Source organism: Kribbella sp. CA-293567, from assembly GCF_027627575.1.
Classification (GTDB): Bacteria; Actinomycetota; Actinomycetes; order Propionibacteriales; family Kribbellaceae; genus Kribbella.
Genome location: NZ_CP114065.1, coordinates 2848873 through 2869067 on the forward strand (window position 1 = coordinate 2848873; position 20195 = coordinate 2869067).

19 protein-coding genes are annotated in these 20195 nt (G+C 63.3%); 13 read left to right on the forward strand and 6 right to left on the reverse strand.

The window, feature by feature from the left end:
- The first annotated feature begins 5 nt into the window (after positions 1-5).
- Together OX958_RS13600 and OX958_RS13605 are read left to right on the forward strand one after the other, a co-directional pair.
- The gene (locus OX958_RS13600) at positions 6-776 is read left to right on the forward strand and encodes an SDR family NAD(P)-dependent oxidoreductase (RefSeq protein WP_270137691.1); all 771 of its coding nucleotides are present in this window, start codon (positions 6-8) and stop codon (positions 774-776) included.
- Positions 777-797: 21 nt separating this feature from the next.
- Entirely contained in the window at positions 798-2183 is a 1386-nt protein-coding gene (locus OX958_RS13605; protein WP_270137693.1) for an amidase, read from the forward strand.
- Between the two features lie 11 nt (positions 2184-2194).
- Here the strand turns inward: OX958_RS13605 and OX958_RS13610 are convergent, their stop codons facing one another.
- The 4 genes from OX958_RS13610 to OX958_RS13625 form a co-directional block, all read right to left on the reverse strand.
- Positions 2195-3259 (reverse strand): ImmA/IrrE family metallo-endopeptidase, encoded by a 1065-nt coding sequence (locus OX958_RS13610; protein WP_270137695.1) that lies wholly within the window; start codon positions 3257-3259, stop codon positions 2195-2197.
- A gap of 91 nt (positions 3260-3350) precedes the next feature.
- A complete protein-coding gene (locus OX958_RS13615) occupies positions 3351-4049 on the reverse strand; it encodes a hypothetical protein (RefSeq protein WP_270137697.1) in 699 nt (232 codons plus the stop codon).
- Between the two features lie 58 nt (positions 4050-4107).
- Positions 4108-4959 (reverse strand): L,D-transpeptidase family protein, encoded by an 852-nt coding sequence (locus OX958_RS13620; RefSeq protein WP_270137699.1) that lies wholly within the window; start codon positions 4957-4959, stop codon positions 4108-4110.
- A gap of 256 nt (positions 4960-5215) precedes the next feature.
- Complete coding sequence (locus OX958_RS13625) at positions 5216-5623, reverse strand: hypothetical protein (RefSeq protein ID WP_270137701.1); 408 nt, start codon at positions 5621-5623, stop codon at positions 5216-5218.
- A 99-nt stretch (positions 5624-5722) separates the two neighbouring features.
- Here OX958_RS13625 and OX958_RS13630 point away from each other — a divergent pair, with 99 nt between their 5' ends.
- Entirely contained in the window at positions 5723-6604 is an 882-nt protein-coding gene (locus OX958_RS13630; RefSeq protein ID WP_270137703.1) for a LysR family transcriptional regulator, read from the forward strand.
- A gap of 8 nt (positions 6605-6612) precedes the next feature.
- On the opposite strand, the gene OX958_RS13635 is transcribed toward OX958_RS13630, so the two are convergent.
- Positions 6613-7587 (reverse strand): aldo/keto reductase, encoded by a 975-nt coding sequence (locus OX958_RS13635; RefSeq protein WP_270137705.1) that lies wholly within the window; start codon positions 7585-7587, stop codon positions 6613-6615.
- A 105-nt stretch (positions 7588-7692) separates the two neighbouring features.
- Entirely contained in the window at positions 7693-8058 is a 366-nt protein-coding gene (locus OX958_RS13640) for a hypothetical protein (protein ID WP_270137707.1), read from the reverse strand.
- Between the two features lie 448 nt (positions 8059-8506).
- On the opposite strand from OX958_RS13640, the gene OX958_RS13645 reads away from it, so the two are divergent.
- From OX958_RS13645 to OX958_RS13690, 10 genes are all read left to right on the forward strand, one after another.
- The gene (locus tag OX958_RS13645; RefSeq protein WP_270137709.1) at positions 8507-8641 is read left to right on the forward strand and encodes a hypothetical protein; all 135 of its coding nucleotides are present in this window, start codon (positions 8507-8509) and stop codon (positions 8639-8641) included.
- 62 nt (positions 8642-8703) lie between these two features.
- Positions 8704-9651: a PD-(D/E)XK motif protein gene (locus tag OX958_RS13650; protein ID WP_270137710.1), complete on the forward strand. Its 948-nt coding sequence runs from the start codon at positions 8704-8706 to the stop codon at positions 9649-9651.
- On the forward strand, positions 9648-12614 hold the full coding sequence (locus OX958_RS13655; RefSeq protein ID WP_270137711.1) for a Z1 domain-containing protein: 2967 nt from the start codon (positions 9648-9650) through the stop codon (positions 12612-12614). The genes OX958_RS13650 and OX958_RS13655 overlap by 4 nt, the downstream gene beginning before the upstream one ends.
- Before the next feature lie 49 nt (positions 12615-12663).
- Positions 12664-13074 carry a very short patch repair endonuclease gene (locus OX958_RS13660; protein ID WP_270137712.1) on the forward strand — a complete coding sequence of 137 codons (411 nt, stop codon included), beginning with the start codon at positions 12664-12666 and terminating at the stop codon, positions 13072-13074.
- Between the two features lie 136 nt (positions 13075-13210).
- The gene (locus OX958_RS13665; RefSeq protein ID WP_270137713.1) at positions 13211-15304 is read left to right on the forward strand and encodes a helix-turn-helix transcriptional regulator; all 2094 of its coding nucleotides are present in this window, start codon (positions 13211-13213) and stop codon (positions 15302-15304) included.
- On the forward strand, positions 15301-16281 hold the full coding sequence (locus tag OX958_RS13670; protein WP_270137715.1) for a hypothetical protein: 981 nt from the start codon (positions 15301-15303) through the stop codon (positions 16279-16281). The genes OX958_RS13665 and OX958_RS13670 overlap by 4 nt, the downstream gene beginning before the upstream one ends.
- Positions 16278-17168 (forward strand): DUF6339 family protein, encoded by an 891-nt coding sequence (locus tag OX958_RS13675; protein ID WP_270137718.1) that lies wholly within the window; start codon positions 16278-16280, stop codon positions 17166-17168. The genes OX958_RS13670 and OX958_RS13675 overlap by 4 nt, the downstream gene beginning before the upstream one ends.
- 48 nt (positions 17169-17216) lie before the next feature.
- Positions 17217-18236 carry a DNA cytosine methyltransferase gene (locus tag OX958_RS13680; protein ID WP_270137720.1) on the forward strand — a complete coding sequence of 340 codons (1020 nt, stop codon included), beginning with the start codon at positions 17217-17219 and terminating at the stop codon, positions 18234-18236.
- A gap of 39 nt (positions 18237-18275) precedes the next feature.
- A complete protein-coding gene (locus OX958_RS13685) occupies positions 18276-19358 on the forward strand; it encodes a DNA cytosine methyltransferase (protein WP_270137722.1) in 1083 nt (360 codons plus the stop codon).
- Positions 19359-19658: 300 nt separating this feature from the next.
- The gene (locus OX958_RS13690) at positions 19659-20195 is read left to right on the forward strand and encodes a class IV adenylate cyclase (protein ID WP_270137724.1); all 537 of its coding nucleotides are present in this window, start codon (positions 19659-19661) and stop codon (positions 20193-20195) included.

Sequence of the window (20195 nt, forward strand, 5' to 3'; positions counted from 1 at the left end):
CACCGATGACCGACTATGCGAACTTGTTCCGGCTCGACGGCAAACACGCGGTCGTTGTCGGCGCCGGCAGCGGCATCGGCCGCGAATCCGCCCTGGCGCTGGCCGCGCAAGGCGCCCGCGTCACCGCCGCGGACCGCGCTCTCCCCGCCGCCACCGAGACAGCCGCGCTTGGCACCAACCTCACGGCGTACCAGCTGGACGTCCTGGACGAGCAAGCAGTCACCAAAGCAGCCAGCGAACTGGCCGACGTCGACATCCTCGTCTTCACCGCCGCCACGAACGTCCGCAAGCGCATCCTCGACTACACCGGCGAGGAGTTCGACCGGGTCGTCGCACTCAACCTTCGTGCCTCCTTCGACCTCATCCGCGCGTTCGGCGGCCCGATGGCAGAACGAGGCCGCGGCAGCATCATCGGCTTCAGCTCCATCCGCGCCACCACGGTCGAGCCCGGTCAATCGGTGTATGCGGCAACGAAAGCGGGCCTTGTCCAGCTCCTCAAGACAGCCGCCGCCGAGCTCGGCCCCAGCGGCGTACGAGTGAACGCGATCGCCCCCGGTGTCGTCGAGACCCCGCTGACCGCACAGATCAAAGCCAACCCGGACTGGTACGACGCCTACGCCCAAAAGAGCGCTCTCCACCGTTGGGCCACCCCGGACGAACTCGCCGGCGCGGTCGTGTACCTGGCCTCGAACGCCTCCACCTTCGTCACCGGCAGCGTCCTTCACGTCGACGGCGGCTGGACCGCTGTCGACGGCCGCTTCGACCCACCGAACTGACTCGTCTGGAGCCTGAGAACGATGACTGAGCATCTCGCCGATCTGACCGCCGTCGAGCTCGTTTCCCGTTACAGGGAGCGCTCTCTGACGCCAGTCGAGGTGCTCGAAGCCGTGCTCGCCCGAGTCGACTCCCTCGAACCGAAGCTTCGCGCCCTCTATGCCCCCGACCCGGAGGCAGCGCGCGCCGCAGCCCGCGATTCGGAGTACAGGTGGCGGATCGGCGAACCGGTCGGCGCGCTGGACGGCGTACCGGTCACCATCAAAGAGAACATCGCCACCCGCGGCACGCCAGTACCGCAAGGCACGGCAGCCGCCGACCTGACTCCAGCATCTGAGGACGCCCCAGCAGCAGCGCGACTACGGGCAGCCGGTGCAGTGATCTTCAGCAAGACCACCATGCCTGAGTACGGCATGCTCTCGTCCGGCGTATCGACCTTCCACCACCTCTCCCGCAACCCCTGGGACCTCACTCGCACTCCCGGCGGCTCCAGTGCGGGCGCCGGTGCAGCAGCCGCCGCCGGCTACGGCCCGATCCACCTAGGCACCGACATAGGCGGCTCGATTCGCCTCCCGTCCGGCTGGTGCGGCGTAGTAGGACTGAAACCAACCCACGGCCGAGTAGCAGTCGGCAATCCCTACCCAGGCAGGGCAATCGGCCCACTAGCCCGTACTGCGGCCGACGCCGCGCTAGCGCTGACCGCCCTGACCGGCCCCGACCGCCGCGACTACACCTCGCTGCCGCCCCTGACCGACGCCTACACCCCAGCCCTGGACCCACAAGGGCTCCGTATCGCCCTACTGCTCGACGCCGGCCTAGGTCTCCCGGTCGACCCCGAAGTGACCGCCGCCGTCTCCGCTGCAGCAACCGCGCTCGAGAAGGCAGGCGCCGTCATCGAACCGATCCCACCGCTGATCACCCGCGAGATGCTCGACGGACTCGACCGCTTCTGGCGCGTACGTTCGGCGTACGACATCAACGCTCTCCCCGAAGACCTCCGCGCCAAGGTCCTGCCGGAGATCCGCCGCTGGGTTTCGACCGCGACCGAGCTGACCGCCTTCGACGTGTTCCACGGCTACTCCCAGATGCACGCGATGGCCGTCGCGGTGGACACCGCCTTCGCCGGCTACGACTTCATCCTGTCTCCGGTCGCCCCGATCACGGCGTTCCCGGCAGAGCTCGCCTACCCGACCGACGATCCGCTGAAGCCGTTCGAACACATCGCCTTCACCGTTCCGTACAACATGTCCGCCCACCCCGCCGCCACCGTCAACTGCGGCTTCTCGAGCGAGAACCTGCCGATCGGCCTGCAGATCGCTGCTCCCCGTTTCCACGATCAAGCCGCACTGAGCCTCGCTACCTTCATCGAGTCCGCAGTACCTGCGCGCAAGCCCTGGCCCACGCCGTAACCTCGGCTCGCTCAGGCGAGTCGCAACTGTGGCCGTGGATCACTGCCGGCCTTCAGGATCTCGCCGATCACCGGCACCGGAAGATGCAACTCCTCGGCCACCTGATCGGCGCCGTACCCGGACTTCTCCAGCAGTTCGAAGGTGAGCTGCAGCAACGTCGGCGCCTCGATCGCGCTCAGTGGTCCCGGCTCGGGATATCCCCACTCGTTGAGCCGCTGCATCCCGCGCCGATAGGCGTTCGGCGTCAGCACCCCAAGGTGATGTGCCCGGTAGACCAGCGCCTTGAGCGAAACGCCCCACCGTTGCTTGAGGTGATGCAGCTTCTCCCAGTCCAGTCGCCGGGGGAGTTCGTCGACGATCTCGTCGGCCGGCATCAAGAACTCGGCAGCGAAGGAATCCGCCTCCTTCTCCACGATCCGCGATCCCGGCGCCGCATCGAAATGCATCACCAGATGCGCCAGCTCGTGCGCCGAGTCGAACCGCGCCCGGGCCGCATCACCCTTCGCCGGATTGAGCAGCACCACCGGCCGCGTCGGTAGATGAGCCGAGAACGCATCGACCGACTGCGAGATCTCCGGCAGGAGCAGTACCAGCACGCCCGAGGCCTCCAGCATCCGCACGACATGCGGCACCGGTCCTGGCCGCAGCTCGAAATGCTCCCGCGCCTCAGCCGCCAATTGCGCGATGTCAGCGAGATCCGGTGCCTCAGGCGCCCTCAAATCAGGAAGCAACAGGTGCGGTAGCTCAACATGCTGCTCGAGCGCAGTCAGTACGTCGGCCGCCAACTCCGCAAACGCAAGCGCCCGATCCCGCTGGAGCTGGCTGGTGGTCCGCAAACTCCTGAAATGCGGACTCGAAGCCGACCCCGGCTGCAACGATCTGCCCAGCGTGAAGAATTCCGCCGGCACCCCGAGCGCCAACGACATCGCCGCCACCAGCGGCAACGTCGGCCGCGTCTGCCCCCGCTCGAACTGACTGACTGCCGCCGGCGTCACTCCGATCGCGTCAGCCAGTTCCGTACGCCGCAGCCCGCTCAGCCTTCGTGCCAACGCGAGCCGCAGTGGATCGAACCGCACCGCGATTCCGGCCGACCGACGCTCCCTCGCATCGCCGTCAAGGCGCACGACAGTGATCGCGGACCGAGAGTTCTCCGGATCCGCGGTGGAATCAGGCCCCATCGTTGCCGGCCGCCTGCTCCTCGGCACCGCGCAGGCGAACAGCGATCGGGGGCACCGCCCGTTGATCGAACCGGTCCGCCACGTACCCCTCGCTCGGCACGATCGGCAACTGGTCGCCCGGCAGATCCCGATGGATCAGCTGGACCGCGAACCATGGCCCGGCGCCGTCCAGGGTGTCGCGAGGAAACCCCAGGTACGCGGCGATGTCCTTGCTCTCCGGATCCGCGGCCCAGGCGAGATGCAGATACCTGGGCGACCTGGCGGCCGAGTTGGCCGCCAACTCCTCGTCGGGCAGCTCGAACCCGTCGAACAACTCGAGCTGATGACTGTTCGCGGCCGGTCCCTGATGCCTGGTCGCGGACGACTCCCAGTCGATGGAATACGGATCCGCGTGCACCGACTTGCCTGGCAGCTTCGAGGCCCGCAGCGTCCGCCCGAGATGCACGACCCGCAACGAGTTGCCCTGCAGATCGGCCTGGACGTCGCGGCGTTGCGCGAACTCCAGCACGGTCCGGTTCGCGAAGTTGCGAGCCGACCCCATCCCGAGCGTGACCGCGTCATCGCCCAGCGCCGGTTCGTGCCGATCGAGATTCGTGCGCCACACGTCGCGCAGCAGGCCGACCAGCTCGGGCAGGACGCCACTCGCGGTCCAGTAGGACGTCACCTCGGCCAGCAGAGCTTCATGCATGCGATCAGTTATAGCGGAACCCTCGGACAACTACCGGAAAATCAAGTGGGCGTGTCGGTTAGTACTTCCCGTACACCTGCACCTTGGTCCCGATCGGCGTCTCCGCGAAGATGTGGTGGATGTCCGGCCGCATCACCCGCACGCACCGGTGGCTGGCCGGGTAGGTCTTGATCAACGAGTTGACCCGGCTCCCGTGCAGCGCGATTCCGGGCCGGTCCTTGAGGAAGTAGATCGAGTCGTACATGTACGCGTCGTCGTACAGGCTGCTCTCGTGGGCGCCGGCCCATTTGCGCCAGACTTTGCCGGTCCGGTTCGGCGTCTCGTACCCCGGTGCTCCGGTGGAGACCCAGACGATCCGGCGGATCTCCTTGCCGACGACCTGGTACAGCACCAGACAGGTCTTGTTGACGTAGATCCCCGGCTCCTTGGCCGCCGCCGGACGTTTCGTTGCCTTGAGCACCGACTGTACGTCGGCAGCGGTCAGGCCGCCCCGGCTGACCGGCATCCCGTTGGTCTCGCGCCACGCGCACAACGCCTGCTTGGCACGCTTGGTGATCTCGCCGTCGACGTCACCCACGGGGTACCCGAACGCCTTGAGCTTCGCCTCGACCTGCTTCGCGTATGCCGCCACCGGCCGCGGCTTGGGCTTGACCGTCGGCTTCACGGTCGGCGTCACCGGGGGAGTGCTCGTGGGGGTGCTGCTGGGGATCGATGCGCTGGGGGTGCTGCTCGGCGTACCGGTGGGGGTTTCGGATGGAGTCTCGCTCGGGGTCTGGCTCGGAGTTTCGGAAGGCGTGACGCTGGGCGTCGCCGAGGTCTCGTCGGACCGCGTCGCGCCGGCGCTCGGCGTACCGGCTGAGGTGGGGTCTGCGGCAACGTCCGCGCACCCCGTGATCGCAAGGGCGAACATGACCACACCAGCTACGAGACCACGCGTTCGAGCCACGATTTCCCCCTCCGTCGGACATCCTCAGCGTCGCAGAGACGCGCGATCATCGGCCGAAGACCCGCCGAACGCGCCACCACGCCCGCCGAGGCTAGTGCCCGCCGAGGTCCCTCGCGCCGCCCTTCCTGCACCCGTCACCGAACCGTTGCCATCGGCCTCGACCCCGCCAAACAAAAGCAGGCCGTGCCCCACCGGGCCGGCCTGCTTCAGAAGCTTCGTTTCAGAGCCCGAGGTCCCGCAGGAACTCCGGCTTGTACGCCTGCATCACCACGTACCGCGGGTCCGGGGTCTCGACACCTTCGTAGCTCGGCTCGGGCGCCCCGGCCTCGTCCACCGGCGTACTCGGATCGACCCACTCCTGCTTGGCGTGGCTCCACCTGGTCAACGAGAAGTCGGCACTCAGGCGATCATCGGCAACCAGTTCGCGGACGGTCTTCTCGGCCTCGCGCGCGTCGTCCTCGGTGTTCGCGTAGATCAGCAACTGCGACCCGTCCCGGGTGACCGTCACCTGGCCGCCCAGCCGCTTCTCCGCCGCCCGGTCAAGATCAACCGCCCGCAACCGCTCCAGGAACGACAATCCGTGCTCGTCGTCATCCAACTCAACCTCAACGCGGAACTCATCAGCCATGGCCCCACCCTACCGATCCCGATCGCCGCCTCGTCATCGCACACGGTGACATCTGCTGGCGCAGAATCATCGATGACCCATCACCTATACTTCTGAGTCATGGAGCTGAGGCATCTCGAACACTTCGTCGCCGTCGCGGAGCAGAAGCACTTCACCCGCGCCGCCGAGGCGATGTCGATCTCGCAGTCCGGCCTCTCCGCCTCCATCCGCGCTCTCGAACGTGAACTGCACGCTTCTCTCTTCGTTCGCAACACCCGCAGCGTCGAGCTCACCGAAGCGGGCCGCGCCCTCCTCTGCGAAGGCCGCCGCACCCTCGCCGCCGCCGAAGCCGCCAAGGACGCTGTCGCCGCAGTACAAGGTCTCCTCCGCGGCCACCTCACCGTCGGCCTCGAGCAATGTCTCGGCGTCGTGGACGTTCCCGCCCTGCTGGCGAAGTTCCGCTCGGCCTACCCGGCAGTCGAGATCGAGGTCCGCCAAGGCGGCTCCACCCCGATGCTCGACGAACTCGCCTCCGGCCGCCTCGACATCGCCTTCGTGGCCACCGCCGGCCACGCCATCGACGGCCTGGACCTTCGCCCGCTGTCCAGAGAAGACATGGTCATGGTCTGTTCCCCAGAACATCGCCTCGCCTCGGCCGAAGCAGTCTCCCTCCCAGACCTGGCAGGCGAAGCCTTCGTGGACTTCGACCCCACCTGGGGCGCCCGTGCCATCTCCGACCACGCCTTCGCCACCGCAGGCGTCGCTCACCCCGTAACCATCGAGGTGAACGACGTCCACACCCTCCTGGCCCTGGTCAGCCACAACCTGGGCGTCTCCCTGGTCCCCGAACGCATCGCCGCCAAGCACGGAGACCACATCACCGTCCCCCTGACCGCCAACTCAGCAGACTCCTGGCAGGTCTCGGTAGCCATCCCCACCGGCCCGGCAGCCTCCCTGGCCGCCGACGCCCTGATAGGCATGCTTCCCACCAGCAATACCTGAGCGATCGCCTACCAGGCGTAGTCCTCGGGAGCCGTCTTGTACCCGGGAAAGATCTCGTCAAGCCTGGCGAGCGCCTTCTCGTCAAGCTTGAGCTCAACAGCCCGTACTGCGGACTCCAGCTGCTCCATCGTCCGCGGCCCCACGATCGGCCCCGTCACGGCCGGCTGGTGCAACAGCCACGCAAGCGCGATGTCACCCGGCGCATGCCCAAGCTCATCGGCAAATGCTTCGTACTGCTCGATCTGCGGCCGCATCTTCTCCACAGCCTCCTTGGCGCGCCCTTCGAGCCGACGCACGCCCTCGACGTCCTTCCGCAGTACGCCGCCCAGCAGCCCACCCTGCAACGGCGACCACGGAATTACGCCAAGCCCGAACGCCTGCGCCGCCGGCAACACCTCGCGCTCCACATCCCGCACGATCAGGTTGTAAATCGACTGCTCACTCACCAGCCCGGCGTAGTTCCGCTTGGCCGCCTCGGCCTGTGCCTGAGCGATATGCCACCCAGCGAAGTTGCTGCTCCCGGCGTACAGGACCTTGCCCTGCTGCACCGCCACCTCCATCGCCTGCCAAATCTCCTCCCACGGAGTGGCCCGGTCGACATGGTGGAACTGGTAGAGATCGATGTAATCCGTCTGCAACCGCTTCAACGACGCATCCAGCGCCCGCCGAATGTTCAACGCGCTGAGCTTGCCCTCGTTCGGCCACCCGTCGCCCATGTCCCCATAGACCTTGGTAGCCAACACCGTCTTGTGCCGATTGCCCGGATCCTTCGCAAACCACTCCCCAACGATCTCCTCCGTCCGCCCCGGATAGATCGCCCGCCCATACCCATTGGCCGTATCGAAGAAGTTGATCCCAGCCCCATGAGCCGCACTCATGATCGCGTGCGAATCCTCCACGCTCGTATGAGGCCCGAAGTTCATCGTCCCCAAAACGATCCGACTGACCGACAAACCAGTACGCCCAAGCCGAGTGAAGTCCATACCTTCCAACCTCGCTCAGGACTGCTCAGACTTCCAACAGAAGAATCTGCTCAGTTCGATCACTCGGTCTTCTGAGTCCAGTCGAGAATTGAGCCGCCGCAGAGGTCAGCGGTAGTCGTCGTCAGTCCACAGCGCCACCGTCGGCCCACCGGGCAGGCAAGGGTGCCAAATGGGCAACGCCGCAGGTTCGCGCGGATAGAGGTCCTGATCCTCGATCAACAACTGTGGTTCGCAGAGACCGTCGAACGGCGGATTGTCGTAGACAGTGAGCAGCCGCGCGAACCTGTCAAGGGCCAGTTGCGCGTTGTACCAGCTGCCCTTACCCGGTTGATACATGGCTTTGCGCAGCCAAACAGTCGCCAGGCGACCTCCATTAGAGATGCGGACATCGCGGTTGATCGTTCCGCTCGTCCGAGTCGCCGTGAGACCCATCCGGGTCATCAGGCCCGCGGAGGTCACCTTCAACGTCATCAGGCTCTAGTCCTCTGGCGTGGCCTGAAAGAGCGCCCGAGCAACCTTCGCCAACAGATCCTGTACTTCGTCGTTCATCCCGCCGACTCCTTCACCGCCGCCTACTCCATGCCTTGACGGTAGTCATTCGCACCGACACTTCCCGAGGTCAGAGTCTCGTCGCCGTGCCTGCGACCGAAGATGGCAGCGATGGTGCTGCTGGGTTCGCTCTCTGCCCGGTCATCGCGACGAAGTCCGGGCGAAGGAGATGCCACGCTCTTGGCCGCGTCACCACAGTGGCACTATCCGATGTCAGCCAGGCGCCAAGTCGCTGCCAGAACGCCGGTGTCAGACATCGCATGGACTTCTCAGTGGCTCCTGGCATCGATGCCTGGCGACCATCCGTCTGCCGGGGAGCGCGACCGTGAGGTTGTTCCCTATGAAGGAGGTATGGCCTAGCCTGTCTCCGGTGATTCAGCATGAGGTTCGCGGTGTAGTTTCTCCAGATCATCTGGTCGTTGACGGCGTGATCGGCGCGTTGACAGGGCTCGGCTCGAACCGGCATCGAAGCCTGCTCTGCACGAAGGCGGCCGGCGAACTGTGAGTGCCGAGGGTCAGGGAACTGGGGGCTCGAGACACGCACCGGCCAGTCTGCTTGAGGAGTACATGAACCAGCGCGTGAACGGCGCCCTGGATATCGACGGCGCTCCGCGTGCGCGGATCAAGATCTCGCCTGGCAGCAATCGTCTGAGTCTGTTGGTTCAGATGGTCGAGGAGGAGCCGGGGCCAGACCTGCGCATGCGTGCGAACCTCGGGTATGGGTTGTCCTTCGAGTCAGACGCCGCCTGGCACTGTCTTGATGTTGCCGTGGACCGCAACGTCAGCGAGGTGTACCCCGTCCTTTGCGCGATCGCTGACAAAGTGCAGTTGGACGGCACTTCGTTTGCCGGGGCGGTTGAATCGGTACTGAGTGGCTTGAGTGACATCCTGGCCGGCCGCAAAGGGTTGTCGCTCGAAGAGCAGATCGGGTTGTTCGGTGAGTTGGTCGTACTCCTCAGCCTTGCGAAGCATCTGGGCGTCTCGGATGCCGTGACTGCGTGGACAGGGCCAAAGGGCGAAGAGCATGATTTCGGGCTTCCGGAAACCGACCTCGAGGTCAAGACCACCATGACCGAGCACCGCCGGCATTGGATCAGCGGCCTGACTCAGTTGACTCCCACCGGCGACAGGTCACTTCATCTTCTATCGCTTCAGATCACTTCTGCGGGCCTGGGCGGAGGTGTCAGCCTGGCGGAGCTGGTAGAGACGATTCGATCACTGCCTGACATGCCGGCCGGTCGTATAGACGAGTTGCTTGACCGAGCGGGATGGCGCGACTGGTACGGCGGTTTGTACGACGATCGATGGCAGTTGAGGACGCCTGCAGAGACGTATGTCGTCAACGACGAATTCCCTGCGCTGACAGCGAGTCGCATCGGCGCGGTCATGCCCGACATCGGCCGCCTTGTCGAGCTTCGCTATCGAATCGACCTTGATGGATTGGACACTGTGTCGTCGCTGTTCCCAGTTCTTGTTGTCGCGGACTCGATGGTCGAAGAGGAGTCTGGTCAATGAGCTCGGACTGGCTTCGCGACTCGCTTCGTCAGGTGTTGCGCGGGATCGAGGGAGGACCGCCGAAGAACTTGGTGGCGCGCATCCGTCCTGACGCCGAGGATCGAGGTGAACAAGTCACCAGCGCCGATATCGGCAAGCTGATAAGGGCGGCGGTGCCGACAGACGCAGTGCTGAAGAGTCTGGGGCTTCAGGTTCACAAGTGGGACGCAGAATCATCCGCCGTCAATTGGACCGGCGGATCAGGGCCGTCCAGTGTGGCCCGTCGGGCGATCATCTGCCAGATTCTGGGCCTGGACGACGACGGTGCTGCGGCGTTACTGGAAAAGCGTCCGTTGTTTGTCGACGAGACCGTGGTCATCACTGCGCCATGGGAAAAGTGGTACACGACGTCCGTGGCCACTGCGCATGAATTCTATTGGCCCAGATATCGTGACTATCTTCTCGATGTTCGACGTTGGCCGGACGAAAATGTCACGGCACTTGACGTCGCCACCACCAGCGTCGTGGAGAGGCTCAGTGACCCGACCCGACCGAAAGCCTTTCAAGCCAAAGGCTTGGTGGTTGGCTACGTGCAGAGTGGCAAGACCGCTAATTTCACCGGAGTGATCGCCAAAGCTATTGACTCTGGCTATCGTCTTGTCATTGTTCTGACGGGGACTATAGAGATGCTGCGCGCCCAGACGCAACGTCGAGTCGACATGGAGATGGTCGGCCGGCAGAACATCGTCGGAGACGCCTCGGTCGAGGAGGCCCGAGCTGCCAGGTATGACTATCAGGATGACCCTGACTGGTTGAATGGACGGTTCCTCGATCTGCAAACGGTACACATCGAGAGCGAGATCGAACGGCTGACCACTCACGGCGCCGACTATCGCACAGAATTCAAGCGGTTGAAGATCGATCGCTTCGATATGGGTAAGCCACTGTACGATCCTGCCAATCTCTTCGGCGCGGCCGCGCGGCTGGTGATCACCAAAAAGAACTCGACCGTTCTGGGTCGGCTCGTGGAGGATATCAAGGCCAACCGTCGGGCGTTCGCCGAGATTCCGGTGTTGATCATCGATGACGAGTCGGATCAGGCTTCTGTCAATACTGTCGATCCGGAGAAAGTAGAATCGGCTCGTGCGGCCGGGCGTGAGGTCAAAGAGCGGCGGGCCATCAACGAGCGGATCGCGGAAATGCTGGGTCTCATGCCGAGGGCGCAGTACGTCGGGTATACCGCAACCCCGTTCGCGAACGTTTTTGTAGATCCATCCGATGAGCAAGGGATATACCCGAAAGACTTTGTGATCGGGCTCCGGCGGCCGCCGGGATATATGGGCGTCGACGATTTCCATGATCTGGGCGAGGAGAGAGTTCCCGAGACTGCGGAGCGAAGTAACCGCAAAGCTTTCGTGCGGGATCTGGTGGAGCCTGAGGAGTCCTCTGCTCGGGATATGGAGCTTGCGACGGCTCTGCACATGTTCGTGCTGACCGGGGCATGCAAGCTCTACCGGCAGGCGCTGTCGTCAGAGCTGACATATCGACATCACACCATGCTGATCCACGAATCAGTGGCGAAGGAGGAGCAGAAAGATTTGGCGCTGCTGGTACGTAGGCTCTGGAAGACTGCGAAATTCGATTCACCAAAGGGCCTGAAGCGACTGCAAGAATTGTATGAAAGCGATGTGTTACCGGTGAGCTTGGCGCGAACCGAGGTTGGTGTTCCTGCTCTTCCGCACTTTGATACGCTGAGACCGTCGATCATCAATGCGATCGGGAAGATCACCGAACACGACGACAACCCGGTGCTCGTTGTAAACAGCGACAAGGAGATTGAACAGCAGCGTCTCGACTTCGACAGAAATAGTACCTGGCGGGTTTTGATCGGTGGTGCCAAGCTCAGTCGCGGGTTCACTGTCGAGGGATTGACCGTAACTTATTTCCGGCGGGCAGTGACGATGAGTGATTCGCTTACCCAGATGGGTAGGTGGTTCGGCTTTCGTCAAGGCTATCGGGACCTGGTTCGCCTGTATATCGACCGCAATGCAAAGTTCGGGCGCAAGTCGGTCGACCTTTACTCCGCATTCGAAGCGATTGCTCATGACGAAGCCGCCTTTAGGTCGCAACTGACTCAGTATGCAAAGTGGGATGGAAATAAGCCGAGATTGCTTCCATCGCAGATTCCGCCATTGGTTACCCAACATCTTCCGTGGTTGAAGCCGACATCACGAAACAAAATGTTCAATGCCGTTTTGCAAGAACAAAGCGAGCAATTTTTCAGTCCGTCCGGATATCCGAATGAAGTCGATAAACTGCACGCGAACTTGAGTCTCTGGCGTCCTCTGTTGACAGACGCGGCTCAGGAAGTTGCTTTCCCGGCAGCAGGGCAGCAGGACCTGACCGCGTGCATAGGGGTGGTGGATGCCGGCAAGGGCCTTGACCTGATGGCGCGTCTGCACTGGATGAATTTGTACGCAGAGCGCTCGGTCGCGCCCGTGCTCGCCTACTATGACCGGCTTGTCCACGGTGCCCGTAGGCAGCTGAACGACTTTCTTCTGGTGATGCCTCAGCCAGGTGGAAAGATCGCGGCTATCGATGGTGTCGGCAAGCGTCGGATCATCAACCGCGATCGGCGTCCGCGCGGCAATGAGGAGCTGACGAAGTTCGGTGAGATCACCGACCCGAAGCATCGGCGACAGATCATGCCTCTTCTGCAGTCGACACCTCCGCCCGGCGGCGTCCTGGCCGACGCTTGGGCGCCTGGTAGGGGAGTGATCCTCGTTTACCTCGTGCGTGAACAGAATCCAGGGTTCTTGGATGGGTCGGCGCCGGCTGTGATGCCGCCTGACGACGAGTACGGCTTGATCGTCGGGTTTTCCGTCTATCTTCCGCACACCGTGGTGGGATCAGATCGCATCCTGAAGTTCAAGGTCCGGCAAGGTGTCGATCCGACAGTGGTAACGGTCGATGCCATCGATTGATCGACCTCCGGACGCGCGTCTGGAGACGTCTTCGGAGATCCGGACTCGGATGAGTCGGCAGAAGTCTCGGAATACCGGCACTGAAGTCGCCCTGCGGCGTGCCCTGCATGCGCTTGGCATGCGATACCGGATACATCGTCGCCCGGTTCGCGGAGTGCGAAGGGAGGCGGATGTGGTTTTCGGACCCGCCCGAGTCGCAGTCTTCGTCGACGGTTGTTTTTGGCATGGGTGTCCGTTGCATGCGACTTGGCCGAAAAACAACGCGGAGTTCTGGAAGACCAAGATCGAAGCCAACCGCCGGCGTGACGCCGATACCAACTCTCGACTCCTCGCGGCCGGATGGCTGTCGCTGCGGGTCTGGGAGCACGAGTCGGTCGAGTCTGCAGCGGCCAGGATTCGTAGCGTGGTCGATGAGCGTCGGGCGCCGACCACAGGCTGGCGTAGTGCGGATAAGCATTAGGCGGCTCGACTGCCGCGCGCTGCCCCGAGCAGCAGGCCGAGTTTGACGCGCAAGCTTGGCGAGAAATTTTGATTGACGCAGACGTGCTCGTCAATTATCGTTTGATCATGATCTTGGCGCCGAACGAGAGTAAGAGATGAACACGCAGATGGGGGAGGAGTTCGGATCGTGGCTGGCGCGACAACTGCGTCGAGCCGGCATGACCCAAGCTCAGCTCGCGGACGCGCTCGGCCTGACGCGGGCTGCAGTATCTGCGTGGACGACAGGGCGTGCCGTGCCAAGGGAAGAGACGATTCGGATGATTGCCTCCGTTTTGGGTACAGACGTGGCGTCAGTTCACAATCGAACCACCGACGTCGCTGGCGAGTTGCCTCTCGGCTGGCACCATCGTCCGGCCCACGCCGATGGTGGTCGTGAGTATGGGAATGCCGCGGCGTTCGCCTTCGGCGCCGATCTGTCGGTCCTCGCTCGAGAGGCGACACAGAACTCGATCGACGAGCGAATCGGCGATTCCAAGCCGGTCATTGTGCGCTACACCCTGCACGAGTTGAGCGGCGAGCATCTCGAAGCGTTTCTCGCGGCAGTTCAATGGCCCAGTCTCCGCCGGCATTACGAGAGTGCGGCGTCGACCGAGCAGAAAGTCGGTCGTAGCCTTCGAGCTGCGCTCGATGATCTCGCACAGGAAGAGACGCTGTTACTGCTTCGGGTGGATGATTACAACGCCGCAGGCCTCACCGGGCCTGAATACGGAGATGGTCGCTTCGCGGCTGTCGTCCGCCGGCAACTCGATAGCCACAAACGATCGAGTGGCCGGGCAGGGGGTTCCTATGGGCTGGGCAAAGCGACGCTGTGGGCGACTAGTCGGTTTGGCATGGTCCTCACCAACTCGACTCTCTCCGAGCCGCATGAGGGCCGCACGCGTAGCCGGGTCGTCGGCCGCCTGGATCTTCCCTGGCACGAGATCGACGGCGCTGCCTATGCAGGCCCCGCTTGGTTCGGGGAGCCGGACACGGACCCTGGGCACGAAGAGGTATCCCGCTCTTGGTGGGCGGAGGACGAAACGGTTCGGGATCTGCACCTTGAGCGATCGGCTTCCGATCCGGGAACTTCCTTTTTGATCGTTGGTGCTCACGATGCGTCCGGCGATGCGGGAAGTCTGCAAGAGATGCATGACAAGTTGGTCCGGTCGCTCGCAGACGGGTTTTGGGCGGCGATGGTGGCCGGACGAGACACCAGACCCATTCTCGAGGCGCGTGTCTGCACGATGCGAAACGGGCAAGTGCATATTCCGGAGGAGCGCGTAGAACCCCATCGCACCCATCCGGCTCTGAGTCGAGCGCTTCAGGCCTATCTCAATGGCGAGACTGTCAGTGCGTTGGCTGCCGGCGACGAGGTTGCACGGATCGACGTCCCGTTGGTCGTTCCGCCTCTTCGCGGCACCACCCGAGCGGGGGAAAGGGGTCGGCAGCACTCTGCGGTTCTACTGCTCACTCCAGCAGATGACGATGCATCGCGAGCCAATCGCGTCGTATGTATGAGGGGCACGCGAATGACCGTCCAAGAGCGTCGCCCCCGCGATTTGCCGCTCGGGGTGGCGCCATTTCAGGCGGTCTTGCTTGCTGGTTACGCAACGGGAGGGGGCGGCGAGGAAGTTGCACTGGCCGAACAATTCCTGCGTGCGTCCGAGCCACCCGAGCATGACAAGTGGGACCGGACCGAGGAGTTGACCACACTCTATGAAAGGGGTGCGCTCACAAGGCTTCGCGAGTTCCACTCCGAGATAGATCGCGCGATCCGCAGTCTCGTCGGCAAGCGGGAAACAACTCAGGGCGCAGGACCCGCTGTACTTCGCGAACTATTGAAATTGGATGGCCCAACAGGTGGTCGCCGGGCGACCGGCGCGCCGACCGTGCATCGGATCGCCGCCCATATCGAAGACACGGGTGCGTGGCAGGTGAGGGTCGATATCCGGCTGCCCGAGGCAGCCGATCGTTGGGTCTTGACGCCGGTTGCCAAGTTCGACGTCCGCTCCGGCGGGAGGCCGACAGTCAGCTGGAAGTCGCTCACATCCACCCAGAACTGCCGAGTTGACTCGGGGAACCTCGTGATCGAGCCCGGCGTACGCTCAGCGGCCTTCATCGGGTTGACCGACCCGGCGACACATCCGGTCGCTGGATCGTTTGCGCGGCTTGTGGTTGAGGTTCAGAAGGCACGTGGAGGTGCGATGTGATCCCGGTCTTCTCCTATCCGACCTTGTTCGGAGATGTCGACCTCGAGGTCATGTCGGTATCTGTCGATGGATCCGATCTGCCATACGCCCAGATCTCGAAGCTCGAGCGGACGGTGGCGCTGGACCATGGTGGCCGCAGCGACTGGGAGTCAGCCACGCTTCGTCTGCGGGCGACGCTTCCCGATGACGAGGCCTCCGGTGGGCCGTGGAGCGAGCTGACTTGCCTGTCCGTACTCACGGAAAAGGCCACTAATTCTCGGTCGAGCTCTCGCCTCAGTGTCGAAGCAGACGGGCATTGGCACGGCGCGATTGAATTGGTTCGTGGGTCGCATCTGACTCGAGCGACGCTGTCGCTGGCTGTGGTGGCGACTGTCGGCGGAGTCGCCGGCCGCCTCATCGGCCAGACCAGGGAGAATTGGTACGTCGATCTGGTGGCAACCGTTCCGAAGCGACAGCGCGCCATCGACATCATGGAAGCGGACTTCGCGAACGGCCCCGAGGAGTGGCTTCGGCCGTTCAAGGAGTCACCATGGATCGTCGACACCACAGGGGATACGCCGACGGTATATCTGAATACCGGAGGTGTAGAAGGCCTGCTGGAGATCCTGAATGGAACAGGGGGCGCGGCGACAGAGAAGATGGTTCGCGAGACAACCGCTGCCCAGATCGCGCACGATGCCTGGACTGCGATGTTCCACACGGCTGTTGCAGACCTGGACTTCGACGAAGACGGTACTCCGCAGATGCCGACCGGGTGGAAAGCGAGAGTTCTACGGCTGATGATTCCCGATGTCCTGCCAGGTCGCCAACTGAATGACGCTCTATATGAAATCAATGACCGACGCACGAAGGGCTTCGGCTGGTCAGGCTTGCAGACCAGCATCCAGTATGCCGCCGGACGACGGAGTCGACTCAACCGGACATTGACCAATGCCGCCCGCATCGCGCTCCGCGGAGAAGGGGATGAAGCCCGATGATCGAGCCGGCCGATCTCGATGCTCCGGACGTCATGGGTTTGCTTCCGGATGCTGCCGTCGAGGAGTTCCTCAGTCAGGCAGTTCGTTCAGGCCACGACCTTCCGCCGCCGGTTGCGCTGCGCAAGGCATCGATCATGCTGCCCTCCGCGGAGGCAAGGTGGCATACGAAGCCATTGCGAGATCTCTTGGTCGAAGCCATGCGTCGGTTCGATGATGATCGGGTGAAGGCTGATGGCTGGCTCGCTCCCCGATTGCACGCTACCGTCCGAATGACCCGCGGAGAAGCTGCCGACAGTCGCCGATGGAACTTCCTTGCGATGATCGTTGCGCCGGACTATGTGGTGTGGCGCCACCGCGGTCAAGACCTCGTAGCCGCCGGTCGTTTCTGTGGCCCGCACTACACACAGGCTTTCGCGCGACTCTGGTGGGCGGCCGAACTATTCCGCAATGGTGCCGACTATCGACCTGTCGAGACGGCCTGCAGTGTTCAGGACGTTCTCAACACGACTATGCGGCTTGACGTGATCGATCACAGGCCGACCGCGCTCGCGATCCTCGAGGTTCTGGCCGATTTGATTCGGGAGAATCGCGGGCGCCTTGGTGACCACGTCAACGCGTTGTCATCCTCGGTCAATGCGGCGGGGAGCACGTTGGTCTACGACGCGCTGGCCGAAGAGGGGGTCGGTGATATCGCGGTACTCCAGGATTGGATCGCCGAGGCGCAGGAAATGCCTCCAGCGCCATGGGAGCGTCTCCCCTACGGGCCTGATGATGGTGCTGTGAAGGCAGGCGTCGTCGATGCGCTGGTGCCGCTCTTCGAGCGCCTACTGGCCGAAGCGCCCATACGGCAACGTCCACGGCACGCGGCATCGAGCGGGGAGATCTAGTTTGCCGGCACGAGCTGGTCGCATCATGCAGGAACGGAGGGGATGACTATGTCGATGTCCGCGAAAAGTGGAGCGCTGGCGCCGGATCGGTCCGGACGGGGGTTGTCGTTTGTCGATTTGTGCAGTGGGGCCGGAGGGCTGGCTCTAGGTCTGGAGCAAGCAGGCTTCGATCCGGTGATGGTTCTGGACAATCACCCGTTGGCGTGCGAGACGCTACGGTTGAACAGGCCACAGTGGCAGGTGTGGGAAGAAGATCTGCGGGCATTCGATCCGACGCTGCATCAAGAAACCTACGACGTCGACTTGCTTTCCGCGGGTCTTCCCAGGGTCAAGGCCGCAGCGGGAGTGAATCGACCCGGTGATAGTGAGGCCGAACTCGAGCTTCTGCGCGCAACAGTTTTCGTTGCTCATTCGGTTCAACCCCGGGCGCTGATGATCGAGAACATGTCCGAACTCGTCACTGGGAGTCGCTACGCCCCGACCCGCAGATTCGTGGAAGACGAGCTTGCTCACCTGGGATACCAATTGACATGGATCGTTGTCAATGCAGCTGACTACGGCGTGCCGCAGGACCGAAAGCAAGGGATCATGCTCGCGTTCAAAGGTGACGCCATTGATCATTTTGAAGTGCCGGCGGTCGAGATGCGATCGGAGACAGTCGGATCTGCGCTGGTCGAGTCGATGGGAGCGCATGGATGGGCTGGTGCTATGGAGTGGGCTGCGCATGCTGACAGGATCGCGCCGACGTTGGTCGGCGGATCGTGGAACCGAGGCGGCGCCGACTTGGGACCGACGGGGAGTAAGCGAACTTGGGCGAAGATGGGGGTAGATGGGGCGACCGTAGTCGACTCGGTCCCTCGGGCGGATTTCGTCTGGAATCCCAGCATCGGGCGACCGGGGCTGGTTCCGCTGACGGTGGAGCAAGTGGCATGCCTGCAAGGGTTTCCGCCGGATTGGCGCCTGGCGGGACGCAAGACGGCGCAGTACAGGCAGATCGCGAACGCCTCCCCGCCGCCGGTGGGAAGAGTGCTGGGGCGGGCCATCAGGGAAGCCCTGAACGCGTGTTGACTCGTGGCAGCCTGAGTGGCCGAGATAGGATCCAGCCCCATGACGGAGCATCCCGCGGATAGCGCGCCGACTGCCGAGACGCAGATGGTTGACTTGTTCGCCGGACCGGGCGGTCTGGATGTAGCTGCACGCTGGCTTGGTGTGCAGGCCGAGGGAATCGAGTGGGACGCGAACGCCTGCACGACTCGGCGTGCCGCAGGGCTTCGAACTCGACAGGCCGACGTCCGCGACTTCGGACCGTCAGACTTTCCGTCGGCAACCATTTTGGCGGGGGGCCCGCCGTGCCAGACCTATACCGTTGCCGGTTCTGGAGCAGGCCGGCGAGCACTTGAAAGCGTGCTGGACTTTGTGAAGCGGATGGCCGCCGGTGAGGATGTCACCGCCAGCCTCGCCGAGCTTGACGACGAGCGCACTGGACTAGTGCTCGAGCCACTGCGGTGGGCGCTGGAAGCGCACGCGCTCGGGCGACCGTATGAAGCGATCCTGTTGGAGCAGGTACCAGCCGCGCTTCCGGTGTGGATGGGGATCGGCGAGGCGCTTGCCGGAATCGGTTACAAGGTCGCGCATGGCGTGCTTCGTACGGAGGAGTACGGCGTCCCCCAGACCCGCCGCCGGGCCATTTTGATCGCCCGCCTGGACGAGCAGCCGGCGCTGCCATTGCCGACGCATCGGCGATTCCACAAAGGCGGAAGTGATGTCCTTTCCGACGATGATGCGGAGCTGCTCCCATGGGAGACGATGCGAGGGGCTCTCAAGCGTCCCGTTGAATTCACCGTCATCTCGAACTACGGCACAGGTGGAGATCCGAGGCTTCGCGGGCGTCGGCGATCGACGGAGCCGTCGGCTACGATCACGGGCAAGGTGTCTCGCAACCGGCTGGTTGATTCAGCAGACCGGGAACTTGATCGATTCTCGTTCTCAGAGGCGGGACGACTGCAGACATTCCCCACTGACTATCCTTGGTCGGGTAGCGATGTTGCCCAGCAGATCGGTAACGCGATACCTCCACTTCTGGCGGCCCACGTTTTGGCCGCTGCCCTCCAGCGAAAAGTGGATCGCGAGGAGCTCGAGGCCATGGTGAACAAAAGCTGGCGTGGATTAGGCGGGATTTGTCCCGAGTAGGCCTGGTACGTGCCTATCGTCGTTGGGTCCTCGTGTGAGCACGGCCATGAACTGACCGCCACAGTGCGCTACGCGTTCCCTGGATTGTCGCAAAACGGTTCACAGGCTGCGGTGGATCCGACGCAGTACCTCAGAGGCACCGGCAAGAGTCACCGATGAGTCAGATCGCCATCCGAAGAGGGTTCTCCACATCAAGCAGGTTTCTCCATTCCTGTTGTGAACCAGGGCATCCTCGAGCAACCGGAGGCCGAGTTTCGGTAGTCGGCAAGAGCACACGACCTTGAGGAGGGCTGGGCTGAGATGCCGATTGAGTTTGAGGCCAAGGTGTTGGGCGTCGATCCGGACGAGTTGGCGGGTGTGATCCTTCGGCGAGGTGGGCAGGCGCTGGGGAGTCGGCTGATGCGGCGGTACGTGTATGACATCGAGGCCGGGGATGCGTCGCGTTGGATTCGGCTGCGCGACACGGGAACGGAGGTGACGCTGACCGTGAAGGAGATCGCTCACGATGGGATCGACGGCACCACGGAGACCGAGGTGGAGGTCAGTGACTTCGCCGGCGCCAACGAGTTGATGCGGCGGATGGGGTTTGAACCCAAGTCGTATCAAGAGAATCGACGTACGAGCTTCGAGCTCGAAGGCGCGCAGTTGGAGATTGACTCATGGCCGCTCATTCCGCCGTACCTCGAGATTGAGGGGAGGTCCCGCGAGCACGTCGTTGAGGTCGGCAGGGCGTTGGGAATCTCTGCGGAGGAGCTCACGGGGGAGAACACCGTCAAGGTCTATGCCCGCTATGGGATTGACCTGACCACGATCACCAATCTTCGATTTGCCGACTGA